General features: G+C 67.6%; 17 protein-coding genes and 1 pseudogene. 12 read left to right on the top strand and 6 right to left on the bottom strand.

The features are described 5' to 3' along the window. Positions 1–248: pseudogene (locus WT53_RS11010) on the bottom strand (sel1 repeat family protein); the annotation flags it as partial. A gap of 357 nt (positions 249–605) precedes the next feature. Between WT53_RS11010 and WT53_RS11005 the strand changes: the two are divergent. The 3 genes from WT53_RS11005 (at position 606) to atsR (ending at position 3870) form a co-directional block, all read left to right on the top strand. Then, positions 606–1478: a helix-turn-helix domain-containing protein gene (locus WT53_RS11005; RefSeq protein ID WP_034205623.1), complete on the top strand. Its 873-nt coding sequence runs from the start codon at positions 606–608 to the stop codon at positions 1476–1478. Between the two features lie 63 nt (positions 1479–1541). Further along, entirely contained in the window at positions 1542–2045 is a 504-nt protein-coding gene (locus WT53_RS11000) for a molybdopterin-dependent oxidoreductase (protein ID WP_034205624.1), read from the top strand. Between the two features lies 1 nt (position 2046). Beyond that, the gene (gene atsR, locus WT53_RS10995; RefSeq protein ID WP_034205625.1) at positions 2047–3870 is read left to right on the top strand and encodes a hybrid sensor histidine kinase/response regulator AtsR; all 1824 of its coding nucleotides are present in this window, start codon (positions 2047–2049) and stop codon (positions 3868–3870) included. A gap of 56 nt (positions 3871–3926) precedes the next feature. Here atsR and WT53_RS10990 read toward each other — a convergent pair whose 3' ends face one another. Beyond that, entirely contained in the window at positions 3927–4346 is a 420-nt protein-coding gene (locus WT53_RS10990; protein WP_034206266.1) for a secondary thiamine-phosphate synthase enzyme YjbQ, read from the bottom strand. A 10-nt stretch (positions 4347–4356) separates the two neighbouring features. Then, complete coding sequence (locus WT53_RS10985) at positions 4357–4683, bottom strand: thioredoxin family protein (RefSeq protein WP_034205626.1); 327 nt, start codon at positions 4681–4683, stop codon at positions 4357–4359. A gap of 867 nt (positions 4684–5550) precedes the next feature. Here WT53_RS10985 and WT53_RS10980 point away from each other — a divergent pair. From WT53_RS10980 to WT53_RS10940, 9 genes are read left to right on the top strand one after another with little or no spacing between them, the layout of a single operon-like run. Next, a complete protein-coding gene (locus WT53_RS10980) occupies positions 5551–6963 on the top strand; it encodes an undecaprenyl-phosphate glucose phosphotransferase (RefSeq protein WP_052100151.1) in 1413 nt (470 codons plus the stop codon). A gap of 52 nt (positions 6964–7015) precedes the next feature. Continuing rightward, the gene (locus tag WT53_RS10975; RefSeq protein ID WP_034205627.1) at positions 7016–8164 is read left to right on the top strand and encodes a polysaccharide biosynthesis/export family protein; all 1149 of its coding nucleotides are present in this window, start codon (positions 7016–7018) and stop codon (positions 8162–8164) included. Further along, entirely contained in the window at positions 8161–8658 is a 498-nt protein-coding gene (locus WT53_RS10970; protein WP_034205628.1) for a low molecular weight protein-tyrosine-phosphatase, read from the top strand. The genes WT53_RS10975 and WT53_RS10970 overlap by 4 nt, the downstream gene beginning before the upstream one ends. After that, positions 8655–10952: a polysaccharide biosynthesis tyrosine autokinase gene (locus tag WT53_RS10965; RefSeq protein ID WP_034205629.1), complete on the top strand. Its 2298-nt coding sequence runs from the start codon at positions 8655–8657 to the stop codon at positions 10950–10952. Before WT53_RS10970 ends, WT53_RS10965 begins: the two co-directional genes overlap by 4 nt. Next, positions 10949–12184 carry a glycosyltransferase gene (locus WT53_RS10960; RefSeq protein WP_034205630.1) on the top strand — a complete coding sequence of 412 codons (1236 nt, stop codon included), beginning with the start codon at positions 10949–10951 and terminating at the stop codon, positions 12182–12184. Before WT53_RS10965 ends, WT53_RS10960 begins: the two co-directional genes overlap by 4 nt. Further along, complete coding sequence (locus WT53_RS10955; protein WP_034205631.1) at positions 12181–13338, top strand: polysaccharide pyruvyl transferase family protein; 1158 nt, start codon at positions 12181–12183, stop codon at positions 13336–13338. The genes WT53_RS10960 and WT53_RS10955 overlap by 4 nt, the downstream gene beginning before the upstream one ends. Before the next feature lie 16 nt (positions 13339–13354). Then, on the top strand, positions 13355–14632 hold the full coding sequence (locus tag WT53_RS10950) for a polysaccharide biosynthesis protein (protein WP_034206268.1): 1278 nt from the start codon (positions 13355–13357) through the stop codon (positions 14630–14632). Next, complete coding sequence (locus WT53_RS10945; RefSeq protein WP_230624837.1) at positions 14622–15776, top strand: hypothetical protein; 1155 nt, start codon at positions 14622–14624, stop codon at positions 15774–15776. The genes WT53_RS10950 and WT53_RS10945 overlap by 11 nt, the downstream gene beginning before the upstream one ends. Further along, the gene (locus WT53_RS10940) at positions 15773–16783 is read left to right on the top strand and encodes an acyltransferase (RefSeq protein ID WP_052100154.1); all 1011 of its coding nucleotides are present in this window, start codon (positions 15773–15775) and stop codon (positions 16781–16783) included. The genes WT53_RS10945 and WT53_RS10940 overlap by 4 nt, the downstream gene beginning before the upstream one ends. Before the next feature lie 73 nt (positions 16784–16856). Here WT53_RS10940 and WT53_RS10935 read toward each other — a convergent pair whose 3' ends face one another. The 3 genes from WT53_RS10935 to WT53_RS10925 all read right to left on the bottom strand — a co-directional run bounded on the left by WT53_RS10935 (position 16857) and on the right by WT53_RS10925 (position 21205). Further along, positions 16857–19913 (bottom strand): hybrid sensor histidine kinase/response regulator, encoded by a 3057-nt coding sequence (locus WT53_RS10935; RefSeq protein WP_060259743.1) that lies wholly within the window; start codon positions 19911–19913, stop codon positions 16857–16859. Between the two features lie 99 nt (positions 19914–20012). After that, positions 20013–20657 (bottom strand): response regulator, encoded by a 645-nt coding sequence (locus WT53_RS10930; RefSeq protein ID WP_034205633.1) that lies wholly within the window; start codon positions 20655–20657, stop codon positions 20013–20015. A gap of 359 nt (positions 20658–21016) precedes the next feature. Then, positions 21017–21205: a hypothetical protein gene (locus tag WT53_RS10925; protein WP_179949009.1), complete on the bottom strand. Its 189-nt coding sequence runs from the start codon at positions 21203–21205 to the stop codon at positions 21017–21019. Between the last annotated feature and the right edge of the window lie 63 nt (positions 21206–21268).

Genomic DNA, 21268 nt, shown 5'->3' with positions numbered 1-21268 from the left:
CGGAAGTAGCGCAGGCCGAGATCGTAGGCGGCCTTCGGCTGGGTTTTCGCGGTTTGCTTGAGCGCGGCGATGCGCGGATCCTCGCGGTCTTCCGCATCGTCCTTTTTTTGATAGGAGACCTGATCTTTAGGGCGATCGGAACAACCTGTGTCGTCGCAGATCCGCACCGTGCCGGCGGTAACCGACGGATCCTGCGCGCACGCGGCCAACAGCAACAGCAGCCCCGGTGCGAGTAGACGGCGATACATGGGTACTTTCCTCAAGTTTTATTGGCGCCGCAATTCTTCGAGCTATCCCATCCCCGCGAGCGTTTACCCGGTCGCGCGCGGCGCAGCGGATACAATCCGCGCACGCCGACACGCTGCCAAGGCTCTCTCAGGTTCTCTCTTCGAATCGTTCCGTCACTGCTTCATTGCTGCCGCTTCGCGCTGATCCGACTGTGCCGGTATCGATCCCCAAACATGACGCAGCAAACAATAGTGACGTGGTGAGCAATAATAATGGAGAAAAATGGCATGTCAAGACCATTCGCGTGTTTAAAGTTTGCGTAGCGCGTCAGCTTTGATATGCTCTTCCTCGCCAAAACCCTTGGAGACCCCATCGAGATGTCCACCACCGAGCAGGCCAACGTCGATCTCATCACCGCCAACAAGGTGCGCGATCTCCTGAACCGGAACGGCATTCCGCCGCGAAGTCACAACACGACGATCGCGAACGTGCTCGGTCTGAGCTTCTCGGTCGTCACGCGCAAGATGAAAGGCCTGATCCCGTGGAACCTGTCGCAGTTGCAGGACATCGCGACGCACTTCGGCGTGCCGCCCGCGATCCTGCTCGACGACAAGGGCACGCAGCCGGCCGCGGCGGAGATGATCGACGCGACGTTCGTGATCGAGTCCAAGCGCTTGCGCTGCCGCGCCGCGATCTCGACGAAGGCCACCAGCCAGATCGAAACGGACTTCGTCGCGCTGCAATGGCAGGGCGAATGGATCGTCACCGAACGCCAGCACGCGCGCGAGGGCCGCACCTATCCGGTCGACGTGATCGAGCTGCGCTCGGCGCAGCCGAACGTGTATGCGGCGCGGATCGCCGTGGTCGACGATTCGCACGACGTCGCCGAAACGGTCTGCGAATATTTCATCGAGAAAGGTGTGAACGCGATTCCGTACTTCGACGGCGCGAGCTTCCGCAAGGCGCTGGAAGTCGAGGATTTCGACGGCTACATCCTCGACTGGATGCTCGGCGACCAGACGGCCGCCGAACTCGTGCGCGGCATCCGCTCGAGCGAGAACAGCGGCGCGCCGATCTTCCTGCTGACCGGCAAGATCTCGACCGGCGAAGCGAGCGAGGACGAGATCGCGCACATCGTGTCGCACTACAACGCGCGCTGCGAAGAAAAGCCGGTGCGCCTGCCGATCCTGTTCGCGGAAGTCGCCCGCGAACTGAAACTCACGCTGCCGGCCGCGGCGGCCACGAACTGAGAACCTGAAACCGACGCCGGGACGACAACCGGCTACACCCACCATCAGACCGAGGGAAAAGACATGCGCATTTCGACCATCTGGACCAAAAGCCTGCTGACGGCCTGCCTGCTCGGGATGGCCGCCGCGGCATGGGCCGCTTCGTCGTTCACGTTCACCGTCGACGGCAAGATCGGCAAGAGCAACCAGCAGGGGAAAATGACCTACGTCTTTTCCGAGCAGGCGCTGATGGCGCTGCCGCAGCACACGATCGTCACGTCGACGAGCTGGACGCCGAAGGCGACCTTCACCGGCCCGCGCCTGTCCGACGTGCTGAAGACGGTCGGCGCGCACGGCACGCAGATCGAATTCCGCTGCATCGACGAATACACGTTCACGATTCCCGTCTCCGACGCCGACAAGTACGGCGTGATCCTCGCGCGGACGATGAACGGCAAGGTGCTCGGCAACGACAACTACGGCCCGCTGTGGATCATGTATCCGCGCGACCAGTACCCCGACGAGCTGAAAACGCCGCTCGGCGAAGCCAAGTTCGCATGGCAGATCATCGGTCTGACCGTGAAGTGAAATGACGCGGCGGCGATGGAAAAATAGAAAAATCATCCTGGTCCTCGGCTCGCTGTGGATCATGGGGTTCGCCGCGTGGGCGTTCCTGCTGTGGGATCTCCTCGCCACCTCGGTCAACGAGGGCGTGCTCGAGGGGCCGCGCGAAGGCGTGTTCTGGACCGCCGCGCAGTACCGCAACGTCTACACGCGCTTCGACCGGCAATTGATTCTGTACGCGACGCACGAGGACGACGACTTCGATCACGTCCAGATGCAGCTCGACAGCCTCTCGGTGTCGTTCGGCTTCCTGCAGCGGCCGTCCGAAGTGTCCGAATACTGGCTGCGCATCCCGCGCGCGCGCAACGAGATCGACGCGCTCGGCGAATTCATGACGCGCCTGAAGCGCGAGGTGCCGCTGCTGCGCGATTCGCCGCAGCAGGCGCGGCAGGTGATCGACGAAGTCAGTGCGTACTGGCCGAAGGTCAACGGCCTCGCGAACTACTTCCGCGCGATCGAAATGTCGCAGCGCGATTTCACGTTCCACCAATTGAAGGACAAGCAGCGCGCGATCCTGATCCTCGGCATCGTGCTCGGCGTGATCCTGTGCGCGTTGTTCCTGCTGCTGCTCTATACGATGCGCACGCGCGACGACCTGCTCGAACGGCAACACGCGGCGCTCGATGCGGAACGCAAGGCGTCCGACCGCGCGTTCGAGATGATCGAGGCGAAGAACGCGTTCCTCGGGATGGTCAGCCACGAACTGCGCACGCCGCTGCAGGCGATCTGCGGATCGATCGAGATCCTGCTCGCGCGAGCGCAGTCCGACGCGAACCTGAAAACGATCCGGCGGCTGCAGAATTCGGCGCTGTCGCTCGAAGCGCTCGTCAAGGACCTCACCGATTACATCAAGCTGCGCTCGACGAAGCGCACCGCCGAACTGGATACCGTCGGCATCGCGCCGCTGCTGGCCGAAGTGCTCGAACCGCTGCGCGAGAAGATCGCGGCGAAACGGATCGCGGTCACTCAGCTCGTCGAGCCGCCCGGCCTCGCGATCCGCTCCGATCGCAAGCTGCTGCGGCAGGTGCTGTCGAACCTGATCGAGAACTCGGTCAAGTACACGGCCGGCGGCTCGATCACGGTGGCGATCACGCTCGCCGACGCGGCGGCCGGCCGGCGGGTGAGGATCGCCGTGCGCGACACCGGCGCCGGCATCGCGAAGCAGCATTTGCCGAAAATCTTCGAGCCGTTCTATCGCGCGAACGACGCGGTCGGACTGCACGTCGACGGGATCGGCATGGGGCTCGCGGTCGTGCGCGAAATCGTGACGACGCTGCGCGGTCATGTGGACGTGCGCAGCGTGGTCGGCGAAGGCAGCGAGTTCGTCGTGACGCTGCCCGTCGAAGTACCCGACATCGATACGGGCACGGGCGGCAGCGCGGCCGACATCCCCGCGCTGCCGCCCGTGCCGGCGCACCTCGGGCGACGCGCGCTGGTGGTCGACGACAACGACAACGCGCGCGAAACGCTCGGCGCGATGCTGTCGGCGCTCGGCATCGAGGCCGATCTGTGCGGCACCGGGCAGGAAGGCGTCGCGCGCTTCGGTACGGGCCGCTACGACCTCGTCGTGCTCGATCTCGAACTGCCGGACCTGAGCGGATTCGACGTGGCGCGGCGCATTCGCGCGGTGGCGGAACCCGACGACGACGGCCGGCATCCGGCAATCCTCGGCGTCAGCGCGTATGAATCGGCCGCGCTGCGCGAGGACCAGCGGGTATTCGACGCATTCCTGCCGAAGCCGGTTCACCTGCGCGAACTCGGCGCGCTCGTCGAGAAGCTGCTCGCCTGAGCCGCGCCCACGCGGCATCGCGCGTTCCCCGCTCGTCCTGCTACTCGCCTGCTCGTCTACTCGCCGATCAGATGCAGCACGACGTCGCGCCGGTGCGCCGCGCGCCGATGCTCGAACAGATAGATCCCCTGCCACGTGCCGAGCACCATGCGCCCGTGCTCGACCGGAATCGACAGCTGCACCTGCGTGAGCGCCGTGCGCAGATGCGCGGGCATGTCGTCGGCGCCTTCGGTGTCGTGCTCGTAGCGCGTGTCGTCCTCGGGCGCGAGCGTCGCGAAATAGCGTTCGAGATCGCGCTGCACCGACGGATCCGCATTCTCCTGGATCAGCAGCGACGCCGACGTATGGCGGCAGAACACGGTGAGCAAGCCGGTGCGGATCGCCTGCTGGTCGACGAACGCGCGTACCTGCGGCGTGATTTCGACGAGGCCGCTGCCGCGCGTATCGACGCCGACGTGCGTGATGGCCTGTTGCATTGCCATGACCTCAGCCCAGCGCGGCGAAGCCTTCGGCTTCGATCTGCTTCGCGTCGGCGGGGCGCACGACCCGCGCGACTTCGACCCCGTCGCGCAGGAACACCAGCGTCGGCCACAGCTTCACGCCGAACGAGCGACCGAGCGGACGGCCGGGGCCGTCCTCGATCTTCAGGTGCCGCACGGCAGGATGCTCGGAGAACGACGCCGCGATCGCGGGCTGCGCGCCTGCGCAGATCCCGCACCAGTTCGCGCCGAATTCGATGACGGTTGCGCCGCTCAATGCGTCGACTTCCGCGCGGGTCGGCGCGTTGGCGGTGTAGCGTTGCTCGGTGTCCATCAGTTCCTCGTGTACGTTGGCGGAGCGTGACTGCGCGCGCCAGCCCGATGCAGACGCGTGCAGCCTTCGATTTCCTACTGTAGCGGAAAAAATCGCGCGCTGCCGGCCGGTCCGGCGCAGTACCGGCGCGCCCTTGCGCACCTGTCGGAGCGACGCGACAAGACTCGGAGCGTCGCGCCGTTGCGACAGGATCGGCATGCGAACCGATCCCGCCAGCGAAGGACTCGACCATGCATGCACCGCACTGCATCGCCGAACCGAATCGGCTTCGGCAACGCAAAGCCGTGTCGGCATCAAAGGCATCCGACCTGTAAAAGCGCACGGAAATCACAGGCCCCTGCATCGCGACATACAGACCGGCCGGTGCGGATATTGTCCGTATCGGGACGCATCGCTTTGCGACCTGGAGCAGGTCCACCTTGCACGCCGCCCATTCCCGCGCCGCATCCCGCATCACCCGTCGTTGTGCTCGCACGACCCGTCACTTCTGGCGCCCGCTTGCGGCGCCGCGAATATGCCGCTCAAAAATGACGATGCGGACCAATCGCCGATCATTCGTACGTGTACCAAACCATCCAACTCCCATTTAGTAGACGTTCTATTTAAATCGGTACCCCACTTACCGAAAATTGACCCCGTCGATTCGATCGCAACGTTTTGCAAGCATTCGTGCCACGCAAACGCGATCCGAAAGCACCGGCGCAATGCGTCCGACCGACAGCAAGTCAAGCAGCGCTCCCGTCCATCGATTGCCAATTCCGCGCAATGAATCCGTCGCATCCGATATTCACCGGATGGGCCGGCTTGCGTGCCGAATCGGGATGGAAGCTGGCGCAGGGCCAAACAGAACGATAGCAACAGGGGTATATGGATACGTCTTTCGAAGGGCGACGCTGGCAGGCGTCGCAGAACGCGGGCGGCTCGATCGCGAGGGCATCCGACGTCGTGCTGATTTCGGCCGGCGCACTGGTCGCGGCGCTGGCCTTGCCCGAGCCCGACACCGGCGGAGCGGCCGAACTCGCGAACGTCGCCTGCGCCGCAACGTTCGCGCTGGTGCTGTTTCCTGCATTCCGTCTCAATCACCTGTCGCCCGGCCACTCGACATACCGCACCGCCGCCGTCACCGCTTTCGCGTGGCTGCTCGCTCAGGCGAGCGCCGCGCTCGTGATGCGGGCTCTCCTCCCCGCGCTGAACGTTTCGCCCTACTGGCATCTGCTGTGGACCGCGACGAGCGGCGTCGCGCTCGTCGCGTCGCGGCTCGTCGCCCGCACGACGCTCGAGCGGATCGCGCGCGCTCGGGACGGCGACCGCCTCGTCGCCATCGTCGGCGCGGGCACGCATCGCGACGCACTGCTCGAGCGCATCGGCGAGTCGCCGTCGGCCGGCTTTCGCGCGGCCGCGACGCTCGACTTCGGCGGCGTGCCCCGCGAGCACGGCGTCGACGTGCCGTCCTTTCGGTCGCTCGACGCATTCGCGCAGCATGTCCGCGCGCAAGCGATTTCCGAAATTTGGCTCGCGTTGCCGATCGACGAAGCCCGCACGGCGATGGCCGTGCTCGACACGTTCCGCGACGATCTCGTCAATATCCGGCTCGTGCCGGACATCGGCCGGCTCGCGATGTTCGACGGCCAACTGATCGATCTGGTCGGCACGCCGGCGATCAATCTGGTCGCTTCGCCGCTGTCGTCCCGCGCGCTGCTGCAGAAGGCCGTGTTCGACCGGCTGTTCGCGGCCGCGGTCCTGATCGCCACCGCGCCGCTGTTGCTTGCGATCGCGCTGGCGGTCCGGCTGTCGTCGAAAGGCCCCGTCCTGTTCCGGCAGCAGCGCCAGGGCGCCAACGGCAATACCTTCACGATCATCAAGTTCCGCACGATGCGGCTCCACGACGACCACGACGCGGTGCGGCAGGCGACGCGCGACGATCCGCGCATCACGCGCGTGGGGGCATTCCTGCGCCGTACCAGCCTCGACGAGATGCCGCAGTTCATCAACGTGCTGCGCGGCGAGATGTCCGTCGTCGGGCCGCGCCCGCATGCGCTCGAACACGACGACCTGTACCGGAAGATCGTCGACGGGTACATCCATCGCTATCGCGTCAAGCCGGGCATTACCGGCTGGGCGCAGATCCACGGCCTGCGCGGTGAAACCGAACGCGTCGAGAAGATGCGGCGCCGCGTCGAGGCCGACCTCTACTACCTGCGCAACTGGTCGTTCGCACTCGACATGCGCATCGTCATCGCCACCGTCCTGCGCGGCTGGACCCACAGCAACGCGTACTGATACGCACGCGGCGCCCGCTTCCCCGGCTGCCGGCACACGATAAGGAAATCTCATGAAAACCGCACTGAACGCGCGGCGCGGCTTCGCGCTTCCTGCCGTCGCGCGCCGGCTGCTCACCGCCACGCTCTGCATCGCGCTGTCGGCCTGCGCGTTCGCGCCCGGCATGCGCATGAGCACGGCGCCCGACTCGGCCGACGGCACGGCTGCCGACGGCGCGCCGCCGTTCCGGATGACCCGGATCGACGCCGGCCTGATCCGGCAACTCGCCGCACAAGCGCGCGAGCAGCACATCCAGCCGGACCAGCTCGCCGCGCCGGCCGGCCCGTACCGGATCGGCATCGGCGACGTACTGCAGGTCACCGTCTGGGATCACCCCGAGCTGGCCGTCGCGCAAGGCGCGGCGCCGCAGGGCACCCCACGCGCGGCCGATCCGGTCGCCGGCTTCGTCGTCGATCCGCGCGGCAACCTGTCGTTTCCGTTCGCGGGCGACGTACCGGTTGCGGGGCTGACGACCGAAGCCGCGCAGGCGCGGATAGCCGGCGCGCTGTCGCGCGTCTATCGCGATCCGCAGGTGACGCTGCGCGTCGCGTCGTTCCGCTCGCAGCAGGTCTATATCGACGGCGAGGTTCGTACGCCCGGCAATCAGCCCGTCAACGACGTGCCGATGACGCTCTACGAAGCGCTCGGTCGCGCAGGCGGCCTGAACCCGGCCGCCGACCAGAGCCGGATGACGCTCGTGCGCGACGGCCGCCGCTATCCGCTCGACCTGAGCCGGATGCTGCGCGACGGCCGCAACCCGGCCGACATCGTGCTCGCTGCAGGCGATCTGCTTCACGTGCCGTCCCGTAGCGACTACGGCGTATACGTGATGGGCGAAGTCAACAAGCCGGCGCTCGCGACACCGCTACGCGACGGCCGGCTGACGCTGTCCGATGCGTTGTCGCAGGCCGGCAGCGTGAACGCCGCCACGGCCGACGCGGCCCAGATGTTCGTGATCCGCGGCGCCGGCACGGACACCCCGCAGGTGTTCCACCTCGACGCGCGCTCGCCGGTGTCGATGGTGCTCGCCAACGAGTTCGAGCTGCAGCCGAAGGACATCGTCTATGTCGACGGCAACGGCCTCGTGCGCTTCAGCCGCGTGCTCAGCCTGCTGCTGCCGGGCGTCAACACCAGCGCGACCGCCGCGCTCGCCGTCAAATGAAGCCCGTCGCCACCCTGCTCGTCGTGTGCATCGGCAACCTCTGCCGCAGCCCGATGGCCGAGGCCCTGTTTCGTGCGCGGTTACCGGGTGTCGACGTGCAGTCGGCCGGCATCGGCGCGCACGACGGCCAGCCCGCCGAGCCGCATGCGGTTCAGCTGATGCGCGCGCGCGGCCTCGACATCGCCGCGCATCGCGCACGCCGCCTGCCGACGGGGATCGCGGCACGTGCCGATCTGATCCTGACGATGGACCTCGCGCAGAAACGCTGGCTCGAGCAGTGTCGGCCGGCGCTGCGCGGCCGCGTGTTCCGGCTCGGCCTGCCCGATCCTTCGACCGGCCTTCCGTCCGGTTTCGACGTGCCGGATCCGTATCTCGGCACACGCGCGGCGTTCGAGCTCAGCTTGCGGCTCATCGAGCGCGGCGTCGACGCATGGTGCACGCGCATCGTGCCGCCGTCTCCTCCTACTTCTCCGCTTTCGGAATCGAATCGATGACATCCACACCTCTTCACGAGCGGTCGCACGATCGCGACACGGAGCTCGATCTCGCCGGCGCGATCGACGTGCTCGTCGCCCAGCGCTGGCTGATCGCCGCCGTCACCGCGGCGTGCGTCGGCGCGGGGTCGCTGTACGCGTTCCTCGCGCCCCGGCAATACCAGGCCGACATCATGGTGCAGGTCGAGGACAGCGGCGACACCTCCGCCGCCAAGAGCGTCCTCGGCGACGTATCGTCGTTGTTCGACGTCAAGTCGAGCGCGTCGGCCGAAGCGCAAATTCTCGCGTCGCGGCTCGTCGTCACGCGTGCCGTCGACGAATTGCGCAGCTACATCGTCGTGCAGCCGAAGCGCTTCCCCATCGTCGGCGAGTTCGCGTCGCGCTTCAATGCCGGCGTCGCGCGCCCCGGCGTGTTCGGTCTGGGCGGCTACGCATGGGGAAAAGAGTCGGCCGAACTCGCGCGCTTCGACGTGCCGAAATCGTTCGAAGGCGAACGCTTCGAACTGTCGATGCTCGACGCCGGCCGCTACCGGCTCGCGGGCGCCGCGTTACCGGCGCCCGTCGTCGGCACGATCGGCGAGCCGCAAACCTTCGGCACGGCCGACGGCCCGGTCGCGATCGACGTCGCGCGCATCGACGCGCTTCCCGGCACGCGCTTCACGCTCGTGCGCGAATCGCGCGCCGAAACGATCGACACGCTGCGCCGCGGGCTCGACGTCCAGGAAAAGATCAAGCAGTCGGGGGTGATCGTCGCCACACTGCGCGGGACCGACCCGCAGCGCGTGCAGGCGCAGCTTCAGGCGGTCGCCCATCACTACATCCGCCAACATATCGAGCGCAAGTCCGCCGACGCGGCGCAGTCGCTCGCGTTCCTCAACGCGCAGTTGCCGGTCCTGAAGAAGCAGCTTCAGGACGCCGAGCAGCGCTATACGAACCTGCGCAACGCGAACGGCACGATCGATCTCGACGCGGAAGCCAAACAGCTGCTGCAGCAATCGGCCGACACGGCCACCCGGCGGCTCGAATTGCAGCAAAAGCGCGACGAGATGGCGTCGCGCTTCGCGCCAGGCCATCCCGACATGGTCGCGCTCGATGCGCAGCTCGCCACGCTCGCGCGCGAGCAACGGGCGTTCGAACACCGCGTGCGCGGCTTGCCGGACCTGCAGCAGGAGGCCGTGCGGCTGATGCTCGACGTGAAAGTCGACACCGATCTCTATACGGCCCTGCTCGCCAACGCGCAGCAACTCGAACTGGTCAGGGCCGGCAAGACCGGCAGCGTGCGCATCGTCGACATGCCGATCGTGCTGGAAGACGCCGTCCGGCCGAACCGGCCGGTCGTGATCGCGGCGGCGGCATTGGCCGGGCTCGTGCTCGGCGTCGCGCTGGCGTTCGTGCGCGACCACCTGTACGGCGGTGTACGCGATGCCGACGAGATCGAGCGGCATCTCGGCATCGACGTCTACGCGACCGTCCCGGCCTCGGCGGGTCAGCGCCGCGTCGCCCGGCGCAGCGCCCAGCGCCTGCCGGCGCCCCACCTGCTGAGCGCGCTCGATCCGCACGATCCGGCGATCGAAAGCCTGCGCAGCCTGCATACCGCGCTGCGCTTCGCGATGCACGACGCGCGCAACAACGTGCTGCTGGTGACGGGCCCCGTGCCCGACGCGGGCAAGTCGTTCGTCGCGGCGAATTTCGCGGCGCTGCTGGCCGCCGGCGGCGAACGCGTGCTGCTCGTCGACGGCGATCTCCGCAAGGGTTATCTGCACGAATCGCTGGGTATGCCGCGCGAATCCGGGTTGGCCGAACTGCTGTCCGGCGACGTGACGCCGGAGGACGCGATTCGCCGCGACGTGCTGCCGAATCTCGATTTCATCGCGACCGGCGCGATGCCCGAGCACCCGGCTCAATGGCTCGCCGACGCGCGCGTCGAGGCGCTGCTCGATGGATTGTCCGCACATTACGACCGCGTCGTGATCGACGCGGCGCCGATTCTCGCCGTCAGCGACGCAGTCGCGCTCGGCCGCCACGCGGGCACCGTGCTGCTCGTCGCCCGCGCGGCCTCGACGCGTATCGCCGAGCTCGGCGAGGCCGCGCGTCGCCTCGCGCACAACGGCGTCGCGGCAAGCGGCGTGGTGCTCAACGGCGTGGACCCGCGCACGACGCGCTACGGCTCGCGCTACGGCGCGTACCGCTATGCGCAGTACCGCTATGCGCCGTCGCGCAGTCGCGCCGCATGGCCTGCCCGACGCGCGCTGCAGGCGCTCGCCGCGCGGTTCCGGCGCGGGGGTGAGCGATGAGCGACATCCACCGCGTCGACCACGCGGCAGCCCGCGACGCCCGTCATGCGCCTGCGCCGCGCGCCGCCGAAACCCGCACGACCGGCGCGCCGCGCCTGCGCATCGCGCTCGTCGCGGAAGCGGCAGGCGGCGGCGTGGCCACCCACCTTTCCGATCTGATCGACGGGCTGAGCGCGGTTCACGGCATCGACGTGCACCTGATCGTGCCCGACGGCCCGCGCTTCGACGACAAGACCCTCGACGCGCGCGTGCTGTCCCGTTGCGCGAGCGTGCATCGCGTGCCGATGCAACGGCACGTCGGCTGGCGCGACGCGCTCGCGGTTGTCCGGCTGTACCGCTGCCTGCTGCGGATCCGGCCGGACATCGTGCACAGCCACAGCTCGAAGGCGGGGGCGATCGCGCGCTTATGCATCGGCCCGTGGCGTCAGGTCTACACGCCGCATGCCGTCTATACGCTCAATCCGTCGCTGAACGGTCTGCAGCGCCGTTTCTACGGCACGATCGAGCAGATGCTCGGCCGGCTGTGCACGCACCGGATCATCGCCGTATCGGAAGACGAGGCGCGGCATCTTCGCGACGCGCTCGGCATTCCCGCACATCGCGTCAAGACGATCGTCAACGGGGTCAGGCCGCTCGACACGATGCCGCAACACGACGCGCGGCAAGCGCTCGGCCTGCCGGACGACGCCATCGTCGTCGGTTTCGTCGGGCGCTTCGACCACCAGAAGGGCGTCGACCGGCTCGTGCGGATCGCGCGTGCCGTCCATCGCCAGTGCAACCGCGACGTGCAATTCGTCGCAATCGGCCCCGGCGACTTCAACGCGGCAGCCGGCCCCGAGGCCGAGTATTGGCCGCCGAACCTTCACGTCGCGGGCGTCGTCGAGCATGCGAGCCGCTACTTCTCCGCATTCGACCTGTTCGCGCTGCCGAGCCGCTACGAAGGCTTCCCGTACGTCTGCCTCGAAGCGATGGCGGCCGGCGTGCCGATCGTCGCGTCGCAGGTCGCGGGCGCGGCCGAACTGATCCGCTCCAGCGAGATCGGGGTAGTCGTGCCGAACGACGACGACACGACCGATTTCAAGCACGCCGTCGTCGCGCTCGCACGCGACGCCGCGTTGCGCAGCGCGATGCGCGCGCGCTGCGTGCCGGCCGCCCGGTGCCATTCCGCGGACGCGATGGTGCGCCGCACCCTCGATCTCTACCGCAGCCTCGTTCCCAAGGAGACCTCATGACCTCGTCCACCCACGTGGCGCTGCTGCACGCGTACAGCGCTCGCAATTCCGGGGACGGCCTGCTGGTCGACCTGTCCATCGGTCTGCTGAAGGAAGCCTTCGGCGACGCGACCCGCGTATCGATCGTCGCCGCCGATCCGGGATCGTTTCCCGCCCATGCCGACGTGCGCGCGGCGCCCGTGCTCGCGGAACACGGCACGCGCCGCCTGAGCGGCGCGGCGCGCGCCGCGCTGCCGGTTGGCGCGAACGCGCGACTCGCCGACTTGCGCCGCCTGCTCGCGGGCGTCGACCTGATTGCCGGCGTCGGCGGCGGCTATCTGCGCGCGCGCGGTCCCGTCGAAGCGCTCAAGCTCGAGGCCGGCCACCTGCTGCAGATGCGCGCGGCGCACGCGTCGGGCAAACCGACCGTGTACCTGCCGCAAAGCATCGGGCCCGCGCGGCACGCGGCGCCGGTCGGCGCGCACCTGCAGCGCCTGCTCGCGTCGTTCGACCGTGTGTTCGTGCGCGACGACCGGTCGGCCGCCTTCCTCGCCGCCAATCCGAACACGCGGCGCGCGCCCGATCTCGCGGTGCTCGACTTCGAGCATCGCCGCGACGCGATCCTGAGCCGCGCCGCCGCGCGAAGCCACGACGAGGTTCGCCATGTCGCCTTCGTGCTGCGTCGCGCACCGGGATGGAGCCGCGCGCAGCGGATGCGTTACGCGCAGTCGATCGCGCGGCTCATCGCGCAGATCGGTGCGGCCTGCCGGATCAGCTTCGCGGTGCAGAGCACGGGGCGCGGCAACGACGACGTCGCGTACTACCGCAGCATCGGCATCCGCGACACGCTCGTTCCGCTCAGGACGCTGCTCGTTACGGACACGCCGGACCGCGTGATTTCGGTGCGCCTGCACGGCGCGCTCGAATCGGTGCTGCACGGCGTGCCCGCGTTCCATCTCAGCTACGAACGCAAGGGCTTCGGCGCCTACGCGGATCTGCGGCTCGACGACTGGGTCGTCAACGGCGCCGACTTCGATCCGGACGCCGTCGCGCGCACCGTGCTCGCGCCCGATGCGTCGGCCGCGTTCTGGCAGACCGCGCAAACCGGATTCGCACACATTCGCACCGGTCGCGCACGCGTGATCGATGCGCTGCGCGCGGCCCGCGTCGCCTGACCTCCGCGGATTTCACATGCTCATTCGACTTCTGCTCCGTTTCTCCTCGCTCGGCCTGAAATTCGGACTCGCGATCGTCGTCGCGCGCACGCTCGGCTTCGACGCGGTGGCCGCCTACGGGCTCGCGGTCGCCGCGTCCGTGATCGCGTCGAAGGTGCTCGGGCTCGGTTTCAGCGCCGAACTCAACCGGCAGTTGAGCGCACGCGATCCGCTTCCCGCGATCGGTACGGCGCGCAGGCTGTGCGGCGTGTTCGCCGGCCTTTATCTATTGGCGATGCTGGCGCTCGGCGTGGCGGGCGGCAGCGCCGCGCGCGCGCTCGGCGTCCCGACGTCTCTGCTGTGGGGCATGCTGCTCGTCGCGCTGTCCGAACACGCCGCATTCGAAGCCAACGCGTGGCTGTTCTCGCTGCACCGCTTCCGTGCGGGCTCGCTGCTGCTGTTCGGCCGCACCGGCGCATGGGCCGCCCTCGCCTGCGGCGGGCTGCTCGCCGGCATCCTGCATTCGATCGACGCGGTCTTCGCCCTGTGGTTCGCCAGCAACGTGCTGGTCGTCGCCGTGTGCTGGTGTGGTGTCGCTGCGCTCGCGCGACGTGCGCCGCATGCGGCGCGGGCCCATCGCGCGCCGGCGCGACGCGAGCTGTTCGCGGTGTGGCGGCACGGCCTGCCGTTCTATCTGGCCGGCGTGCTCATGGCATCGCTGCAATACGCGGAACGCTTCGTCGCCGGCGGCCTTGCAAGCGCCGACGCGCTCGGCCGCTACGTGTTCGCATGGTCGATCGCGAGCGCCGTGCAGACGATCGCATTCGCGACGGTCGCCGTCACGGCCGGACCCGGTTTCGTGAAAACGCTCGCCGTCGACCCTTCTGCGTTCGGCCCGCAATTGCGTCGCGCGATAGCGGCGGCCGTCGGCGTCACGGCGATGACTGCCATCGCGATTCTCGTCGTGCACGGCCAGTTGTTCCAGTTCGCGCACGAGCGGGCCGGCGCGCGCGAGGTCGCCGTATTGGCCGTGCTGCTGGCATCGTTCGCGCTGCGCTCGGCCGGCGACGTGTTGTGGACGGCCGCCATCGCGCTACGCGTGGGGTCGGTCGTCACGCTGTCGATGGCCGCCGTCGCCGCCGCGTGGGCGCCGCTCGCATGGCTCCTGATCCGGTATTCGGGCACGACAGGCGCGGCGCTTGCCCATCTGGCAGCCAGTGCCGGCATCGTTGCGGCACTCGCGCTGATCGTCGTGCGCGGCGCGAGAACGTTCGCCGCCGTACCGCCCGCGGAGGGGTTGTCCGATGCTGCGTAGTCTTCTCCTCGCAGGTCCGCCGCTCAGCCGCGGGCTGATACGCGCAATCGCCGCCGCGACCGTGCTCGTCTACTGGGGCATTTATGCAAAGGCGGGCGCCTTCCTGCCGGAATTCGTCTTTCGCGACGCGGAAAAGATCCAGAGCCAGATCGGTGGCTCGGGCACTTACGACGGCACGTCGTTCGACGCGGTCGCGCGGTGGTACGCGATGCTCGGCGAAACCGGCACGCACCTGTTCGTCGCGACGATCGGCGCGTTGTGCATCTGGCGCGTGATCGGCCACGGCACGCGCGTCGGGTCGATGCTCGCCTGTCTCGTGCTGCTCGCGCCCTGCGTATTCTTCAACCTGTTCGTCGCGAGCAAGGACACGATCGTCGTCCTGATGGCGATCGCACTGGCCGGCATCGCGCAGCGGCGGCAGTTCGCCGTGACGCTCGCCGCCGCCGTGATGCTCTACGCCGGCTATGCGGCGCTCGTGCGCAGCTATTTCGCGCTGATCGTCGCGATCGCGCTCGTCGCGCTGGTGTTCAGGCATGTGTCATGGCGCGGCAAGGTCTGGCTGGCGCTCGCGGTCCCTGCCGCACTGTTCGTGCTGCCGAACGATGCGTACTACCTGCTGCAGCACCCGCGCGACATGGCGGCCGACTACCTCGCGTACGGTTCGCCGTTCGGCGCGCGCACCAGCTTCCGCAATCCGATGGAGCCGGTCTCGTTCGCGGCCTTCTGCGCGAACTATCTGTACGGGATGTTCCGGCTGAACCTGCCGGCGCTGTTCATGCCGGGGCCGAAGGAGATCGCGATGCAGGTGTTCGTCTGGATCGCGCTCGCGTCGGTATGGTGCCGCACGCGCGGCGTGAGCCGCTCGTATGAACTGCTCGCTTGCCTCGCGATCGGGCACGTCGCCGTGTCGATGCTGTTCGAGCCCGATCTCGGCAGCTACACGCGCCATCTGTCGAGCGTGGCGCTGTTCTGTGCGATGCAGTTCGCGGGGCGCGCGGGGCGGGGCCGGGAAGCACGTCGCACGGTGAACCGCAAGCGCACGTCGCACATCCCCTATACCCGTGCAGCGGGACCCGCCTATCGGCCGAGTCCCGCCCGCCCCGCCGTCGTCGAGCGCCGGCGCCCGCTTTGGACACGCAAATGAACACGCTCGCTCAGCCCAATTCCTTCTTTCCGAACATCCAGTGCGCGCGAGCGTTCGCGGCGCTCGCGGTCGTCGGCTATCACATGGGCATCCTGCCGGCCGGACAGGCCGGTGTGGATCTCTTCTTCGTGATCAGCGGCTTCATCATGTCCTGCGTCGCGCCGCGCGAAGGCCGCGCATTCTTTCGCAAGCGGCTGATCCGCATCGTGCCGCTTTATTGGTTGACGACGCTCGGCGTGTTCGCGATCGCGGCCTGGCGGCCGCAGTGGCTGAACTCGACGACGGCCGGGGCCGCCTATCTCGTCAAGTCGCTGCTGTTCATTCCGTACGTGAAGGACGACGGCCACTGGGGTCCGCTGAACCTGAACGGCTGGACGCTCGAATATGAAATGCTGTTCTATGTTGTCGTGGCGGGCGCGCTCGTACTGGTGTGCGCGCGCTACGCGACCGCACTCGCCGCGGCGCTGCTTGCGCTGTTTTGCGCGTATGTCGCCGTAAAGGGTACGTCGAGCGCCGTTGTCGATCATCTCGGGCAGCCGTTCGCGCTCGAGTTCGGCCTTGGCGTGCTCGCCTACTGGTTGCTGGATGCCGGAATCGGCAGCCGTGTCGGGCCGCGCGTCTGGACAGCGCTCGCCGTCGTCGGCGTCGCGACGATGGCGCTGCTCCCCGCCTGGTACGGCACGCCGTCAGGTTTCGCGCGCACCGCATGGTGGGGCGGTTCCGCCTGCGTGGTGCTCGTCGCGCTGATCGCGCTCGATCTGCACGGCTGGACGATCAAAAGCCGCGCTCTGGCGGCGCTCGGGGCCGCCAGCTATTCGATCTACCTGATCCATCCGTATGTGATCGGCTTCGCCGCGAAGCTCGTCGGGTTGCGCACGGCGATCGATACGCCGGGCGGTATCGCAGCGAGCACCGCGATCCTGATCGCGGTCAGCATATCGGGTTACGCATGTCATCTGTGGATCGAAAAACCGATGCTGGTGGCGCTGAATCGACGGTGGCGGTAACCGGAGCGTTTGTCTAATCCGGCTCGATGCATGCGATACCGGGCGCGGGACGATCGGACGACGATCTCGCGATTCAAGTTGCTCCCGATAGTCTCCCCAACGCATCGCCGATCGCCGCCTCGAGCGCGGGCCAAGCGGCCTTCATCGCATCGATGCCGCCCTCGGCCACGACCCGTTCAGCCTGCGCGCACGCATCGCTCGCGTCGACATCGCCTGCGAGCGCAAAACCGCCACGCATCGAATGCAGCTCGACTTTCACCCGATCGATATCGCCGCTCGACAGCGCGTCGCCAATCACCGCCAGCGAATGCAGCGTTGCGTTGCGCAATGTCTCGCGAATCTCGTCCGATATCACAGGCCGCGCGTCGCGTGGCGCGTCCGCGTCCCCTGGCGCACCGCCCGCCGTGCCAGCGTCGGCGTCAGCACCTCCACTTACCCCTGCATCTGCACGATCGAGCGCCGTGTGCCGGCGCAGCACCGCGTCGAGCGCCGAGATCGACAACGGCTTGAGCACGACCTCCGCGACGCCAACCTGCGCGCACCGCCGCCGGTCCTCTTCGGTCGCGTGTGCGGTCATCGCGATCACCGGCACCTTCGCGCCCTGCTCGCGCAGGAAGTTGGCAAGCGCGAAACCGTCGAGTTCCGGCATGCCGAGATCGGTCAGCACGACGTCGAACGGCTGCGTGAAGAACGCGCGCATCGCCTCGATACCGTTCGTGACGAGCGTCGCGTTCCAGTGCAGCGCGTCGAGCTGATCCCGCAACAGTGCGCGACTCGCCGGATGATCTTCCGCCACCAGCACGCGCAGCGGCGCTGCCGCATCGTCGCGAGGCCGCTCGACGCCGGCCGCTGCCGTGTTGCCCTGCTCATCGAACGCCGCACGCCAGCCCGGCAATGCGTCCGCCAACGGCAGCGTCGCCGTGAATGTCGTGCCTTCGCCGGGACGGCTTTCGACTGCCAGCTCGCCCCGCATCAAGCGCGCGATGCGCCGGCACAGCGGCAATCCCAACCCCGTGCCGCCGAAGCGGCGATAGATCGACGGGTCGGTCTGGATATACACGTCGAACAACGTCGGCAGGCTTTCCGCCGGAATGCCGATTCCCGTATCGCGCACGGCGATCTCGATGCAGCGCGTATCGCCCGCGCGAGCGCCGGGGCCGGCTTCGATCGTCACGCCGCCATGCTCGGTGAACTTGATTGCGTTGCTGACGAGATTCGACACGAGCTGGCGCACGCGCGTCGGGTCGCCTACATAGCCGTCGGCCAGTTCGGGCGCGATCCGGCATTCGAGCGTCAGGCGCTTCGCGTCCGCGAGCGGGCGGAAGATCGCCGCGACATCGCGCAGCACGACGCGCAGGTCGAACGCTATGGCTTCGAGCGCCATCTGGTTGGACTCGGCCTTCGACAGGTCGAGCACGTCGTTGATCATGCGCAGCAATGCATCCGACGACGACATGACCGTCTGCAGGCGTCGCCGTTGATCGGCCGGCAGTTGCGCGCGTTCCATCAGCTCGAGATTGCCGACGATCGCGTTCAGCGGCGTGCGGATCTCGTGGCTCATCGTCGCGAGAAAAGTCGACTTCGCCTTGTTCGCATCGTCCGCCGCCTCGCGCGCCTCGCGCAGCTTGTGCTCGACCTGCTTGCCCGCGGTGATGTCGGTGAGCGTGCAGAGCAGCACGTCGACGCCGCGATAGCGGGTACGGACGATATGTGCGGCGAGGTAGGTCGTGCCGCCGGCAAGCTCGACCGACAGCTCGTGCGTCAGAACGCGCGGCGCCCGGCCGGCCGCGATACCGTCTCGATAAGCCTGCCAGATACGCTTGCCGAGCGACGGCGCGACGCGGGTGTCGCCGTATGCCTGGGCGGCGTCGTTGCGCGCCATCGTGTCGCCGTTGGCGAGCGACAGCAGCACGATGCCGGCCGGCGCCGTGCGAATCAGCGTGCGGTTCAGCGCCTCGCTCTCGATCAGCCGGATGGCACGACGGTTCGCGGGACGCAACGCACGATGGTCGAACAGCACGATCGCGCACCACATCAGCACGATGGCAACCAGCGCGGCGCCGACCGTGGTGGCCGCCGGCACGGCGATCGCCGCGACGATGCTGCGCCACGAGAATGTGCCCATCAGCACCAGATCGGATTCCGGCATGCGATCGCTGACCACGAAGCGGGCACCGACGCGATGCGCCGTCACATGATCGCCGAACGGCTCGCTCGCGTGGTCGAGCGCCTGCCGGATCAGCGCGGGATCGGGCTGCGTACCGGCCAGCACGTTGCCGCCGCCCCCGACCAGCGCATATCCCTCGTCGACGGCCCGCGTCGCCAGCATGTCGTCGATCCGCGCCCGGCCGTTGATGATGACCCATGCAACCGGCTTCCCGTCGGCGTCGTACAGCAGCCGGACGAAGCGCAGCACCCGGCGCCCCAACAGCGGATCGACCCGGCTCTCGAGCACGATGCCGTCCTGGGCCGTCATGCCCGGCGTCGCCGGCACGATACGCGCGCGCGAAGGCAGCAGTTCGCCGATCAGAAGTTCCAGCGAATGGCCTGCCGGCAATGCGAGCGCCCGTTCGACGAGAATCGGGTCGAACACGCCGAGCAGGTCGCCGTACAGGCTGACCAGGTAACCGGACAGGCCGACATCGACGGGAACCTGCGACGCAATCGCATCGAATTGCTGCACGATCAGGGCAAGGTACGGCGAATACAGGCGCGCCGGGTTTTCCGGCGACAGATTGGCCAGCCCGACGGCCGCCGGCTGACCGAACCGGTAGCGGACGATCTTGCCTCCCCCGGCGACGAATTCCCGCATCACGTCCGGCGATGCCTGCGTGTCGGCGCGCCACAGGGCCTGGGATTGATTCACGTATTGACCGAGCAGCAGTTTCGTCGAACGCAACTCGGCATGCAGTTCGGCCTCGCGTTTCAGAAACGTCCCGCGCATCTGCGTGAAATAGTCCAGCACTTCGAGCCGCACGACGAGCGCCGCGCACACCAGGATGAACACGGTGATCGCCGCGCCGCTGCCGTACAGCAACGACTGCTGCTGGCGCCGAACCCGTTCAGGGTCGAACGGCTTGCGACTCGGCGCGGTGGCATGAGCGACGAGTCTTTTCAGTTTTTCAGGCATGTTGTCGGAATCTCGTCTGCCCCGCACGGGGCGATGCGCGATCGATGGCCGCTCGCCGCGACACGTGCGCTACCCGGCCTGCGGCGGCCCGTCGCCGTTCTACGCATCCACGATCTTGCCCTCACTGGCATAGCGGATCAGGTCCGCATCGCGGACGATACCGAGCTTCTTCATCGCGCTGGACTTCTGCGAACTGATCGTCTGCTTGCTCCGGTGAAGCTGAACGGCGATCTCGCCGACCGTCAGGCCGGCGCCGTACAGCCGCACGACCTCGATTTCCCGGGCCGTCAACGCGCGCGTGCCCACCGACGTCTCGGTGCCCTCGAGCAATTGCTTGAAGAACGGCGACAGATAATTCGCACCGACATAAGCGGCGTGAACCGCCCCGACCAGATGCGAAATCGCGTCGGATTTGCTGAGGATGCATCCGACACCCTGCCGCTGAATCGCATGCAGCACGCTCGGATTGTCGATCATCGTGATCGTCACCAGATGAAGCGCCGGATAGCGGCGCTGCAGAAACGACAACAACGCGAGACCGTCGCCGTACTTGCCGCCCGGCATCACGTAGTCGACGACGAGCACGTCGGCCTGCTGTTCGTCGAGCATCGCCACCAGGTCGGTCGAATTCGAGACCGTGCCAAGCAGCTTGATCGTGCTGCTGCCCGCGAGCGCCTGCGACATCCCGAGTGCGGACGAAGGATGATCGTCCGCCACCATCACTCGCACAAAAAATTCATCCATCTTTATTCTTCTCCCGATACACGCGGTCCGACGTGCCATGTTGTGCGACGCGCCGGAATTCGAATCGATGTCGCAACACGGTCGCATCGCGAGGTTCGGCGAACCGGGCGGTGCGCAGCGTAATTTTAAGATAATAGCCGGAGTCCGCATCGCCTCGATGCAATCGGGTGTGACCACCTGCCCCACCCCATCCGCGCCCAGGGTCGATACAACCGCGGGCGCGCCGGCTCTCCATCCCGATCTGGCATGGCATTGCGACGACGGGCACTACCTCGATCCGACGCGCATGCCCACCCGATCGGCGGCGTCCCCAAACGCCACCGATCCATCCCGTCCTGCAACGCGGCCCGGGTCGCTGCCTAACGTTTGACCACGGATTTGTCCGGTTCGCCCGACCCGTCGTCCGCGACGTGCTGCCATTCGGTGATGGCCCGCCGTCTCTGCGACGGCGACATCATCATGAATTCGTTCAGCCTCGTGAGGAAATCCCGTCGGGATTTCTCCGGCAGCGTCGCGAATCCAAGCAGCAGTCCGAACACCTTTCCCATATAGCGCACGGCCTTACCCTTCCTTCTTCAGTCGAAATCACGCGGCACCGGTGCGATGCGGCG

This window comes from Burkholderia sp. MSMB2157WGS, assembly GCF_001532755.1.
Taxonomy (GTDB): Bacteria; Pseudomonadota; Gammaproteobacteria; order Burkholderiales; family Burkholderiaceae; genus Burkholderia.
The sequence above is the reverse complement of the archived record's forward strand: the minus strand, read 5'-3'. Positions and strand labels throughout refer to the sequence as shown.

Excerpts from the sequence above, each read along its gene's own strand:
- WT53_RS10980 (WP_052100151.1), top strand. The coding sequence starts at position 5,551 with ATGGATACGTCTTTCGAAGGGCGACGCTGGCAGGCGTCGCAGAACGCG.
- WT53_RS10940 (WP_052100154.1), top strand. The coding sequence starts at position 15,773 with ATGAACACGCTCGCTCAGCCCAATTCCTTCTTTCCGAACATCCAGTGC.
- WT53_RS10955 (WP_034205631.1), top strand. The coding sequence starts at position 12,181 with ATGACCTCGTCCACCCACGTGGCGCTGCTGCACGCGTACAGCGCTCGC.
- WT53_RS11005 (WP_034205623.1), top strand. The coding sequence starts at position 606 with ATGTCCACCACCGAGCAGGCCAACGTCGATCTCATCACCGCCAACAAG.
- WT53_RS10990 (WP_034206266.1), bottom strand. The coding sequence starts at position 4,346 with ATGCAACAGGCCATCACGCACGTCGGCGTCGATACGCGCGGCAGCGGC.
- WT53_RS10950 (WP_034206268.1), top strand. The coding sequence starts at position 13,355 with ATGCTCATTCGACTTCTGCTCCGTTTCTCCTCGCTCGGCCTGAAATTC.
- WT53_RS10935 (WP_060259743.1), bottom strand. The coding sequence starts at position 19,913 with ATGCCTGAAAAACTGAAAAGACTCGTCGCTCATGCCACCGCGCCGAGT.
- WT53_RS10925 (WP_179949009.1), bottom strand. The coding sequence starts at position 21,205 with ATGGGAAAGGTGTTCGGACTGCTGCTTGGATTCGCGACGCTGCCGGAG.
- WT53_RS10985 (WP_034205626.1), bottom strand. The coding sequence starts at position 4,683 with ATGGACACCGAGCAACGCTACACCGCCAACGCGCCGACCCGCGCGGAA.
- WT53_RS10965 (WP_034205629.1), top strand. The coding sequence starts at position 8,655 with ATGACATCCACACCTCTTCACGAGCGGTCGCACGATCGCGACACGGAG.
- WT53_RS10970 (WP_034205628.1), top strand. The coding sequence starts at position 8,161 with ATGAAGCCCGTCGCCACCCTGCTCGTCGTGTGCATCGGCAACCTCTGC.
- atsR (WP_034205625.1), top strand. The coding sequence starts at position 2,047 with ATGACGCGGCGGCGATGGAAAAATAGAAAAATCATCCTGGTCCTCGGC.
- WT53_RS10975 (WP_034205627.1), top strand. The coding sequence starts at position 7,016 with ATGAAAACCGCACTGAACGCGCGGCGCGGCTTCGCGCTTCCTGCCGTC.
- WT53_RS10945 (WP_230624837.1), top strand. The coding sequence starts at position 14,622 with ATGCTGCGTAGTCTTCTCCTCGCAGGTCCGCCGCTCAGCCGCGGGCTG.
- WT53_RS10930 (WP_034205633.1), bottom strand. The coding sequence starts at position 20,657 with ATGGATGAATTTTTTGTGCGAGTGATGGTGGCGGACGATCATCCTTCG.
- WT53_RS10960 (WP_034205630.1), top strand. The coding sequence starts at position 10,949 with ATGAGCGACATCCACCGCGTCGACCACGCGGCAGCCCGCGACGCCCGT.
- WT53_RS11000 (WP_034205624.1), top strand. The coding sequence starts at position 1,542 with ATGCGCATTTCGACCATCTGGACCAAAAGCCTGCTGACGGCCTGCCTG.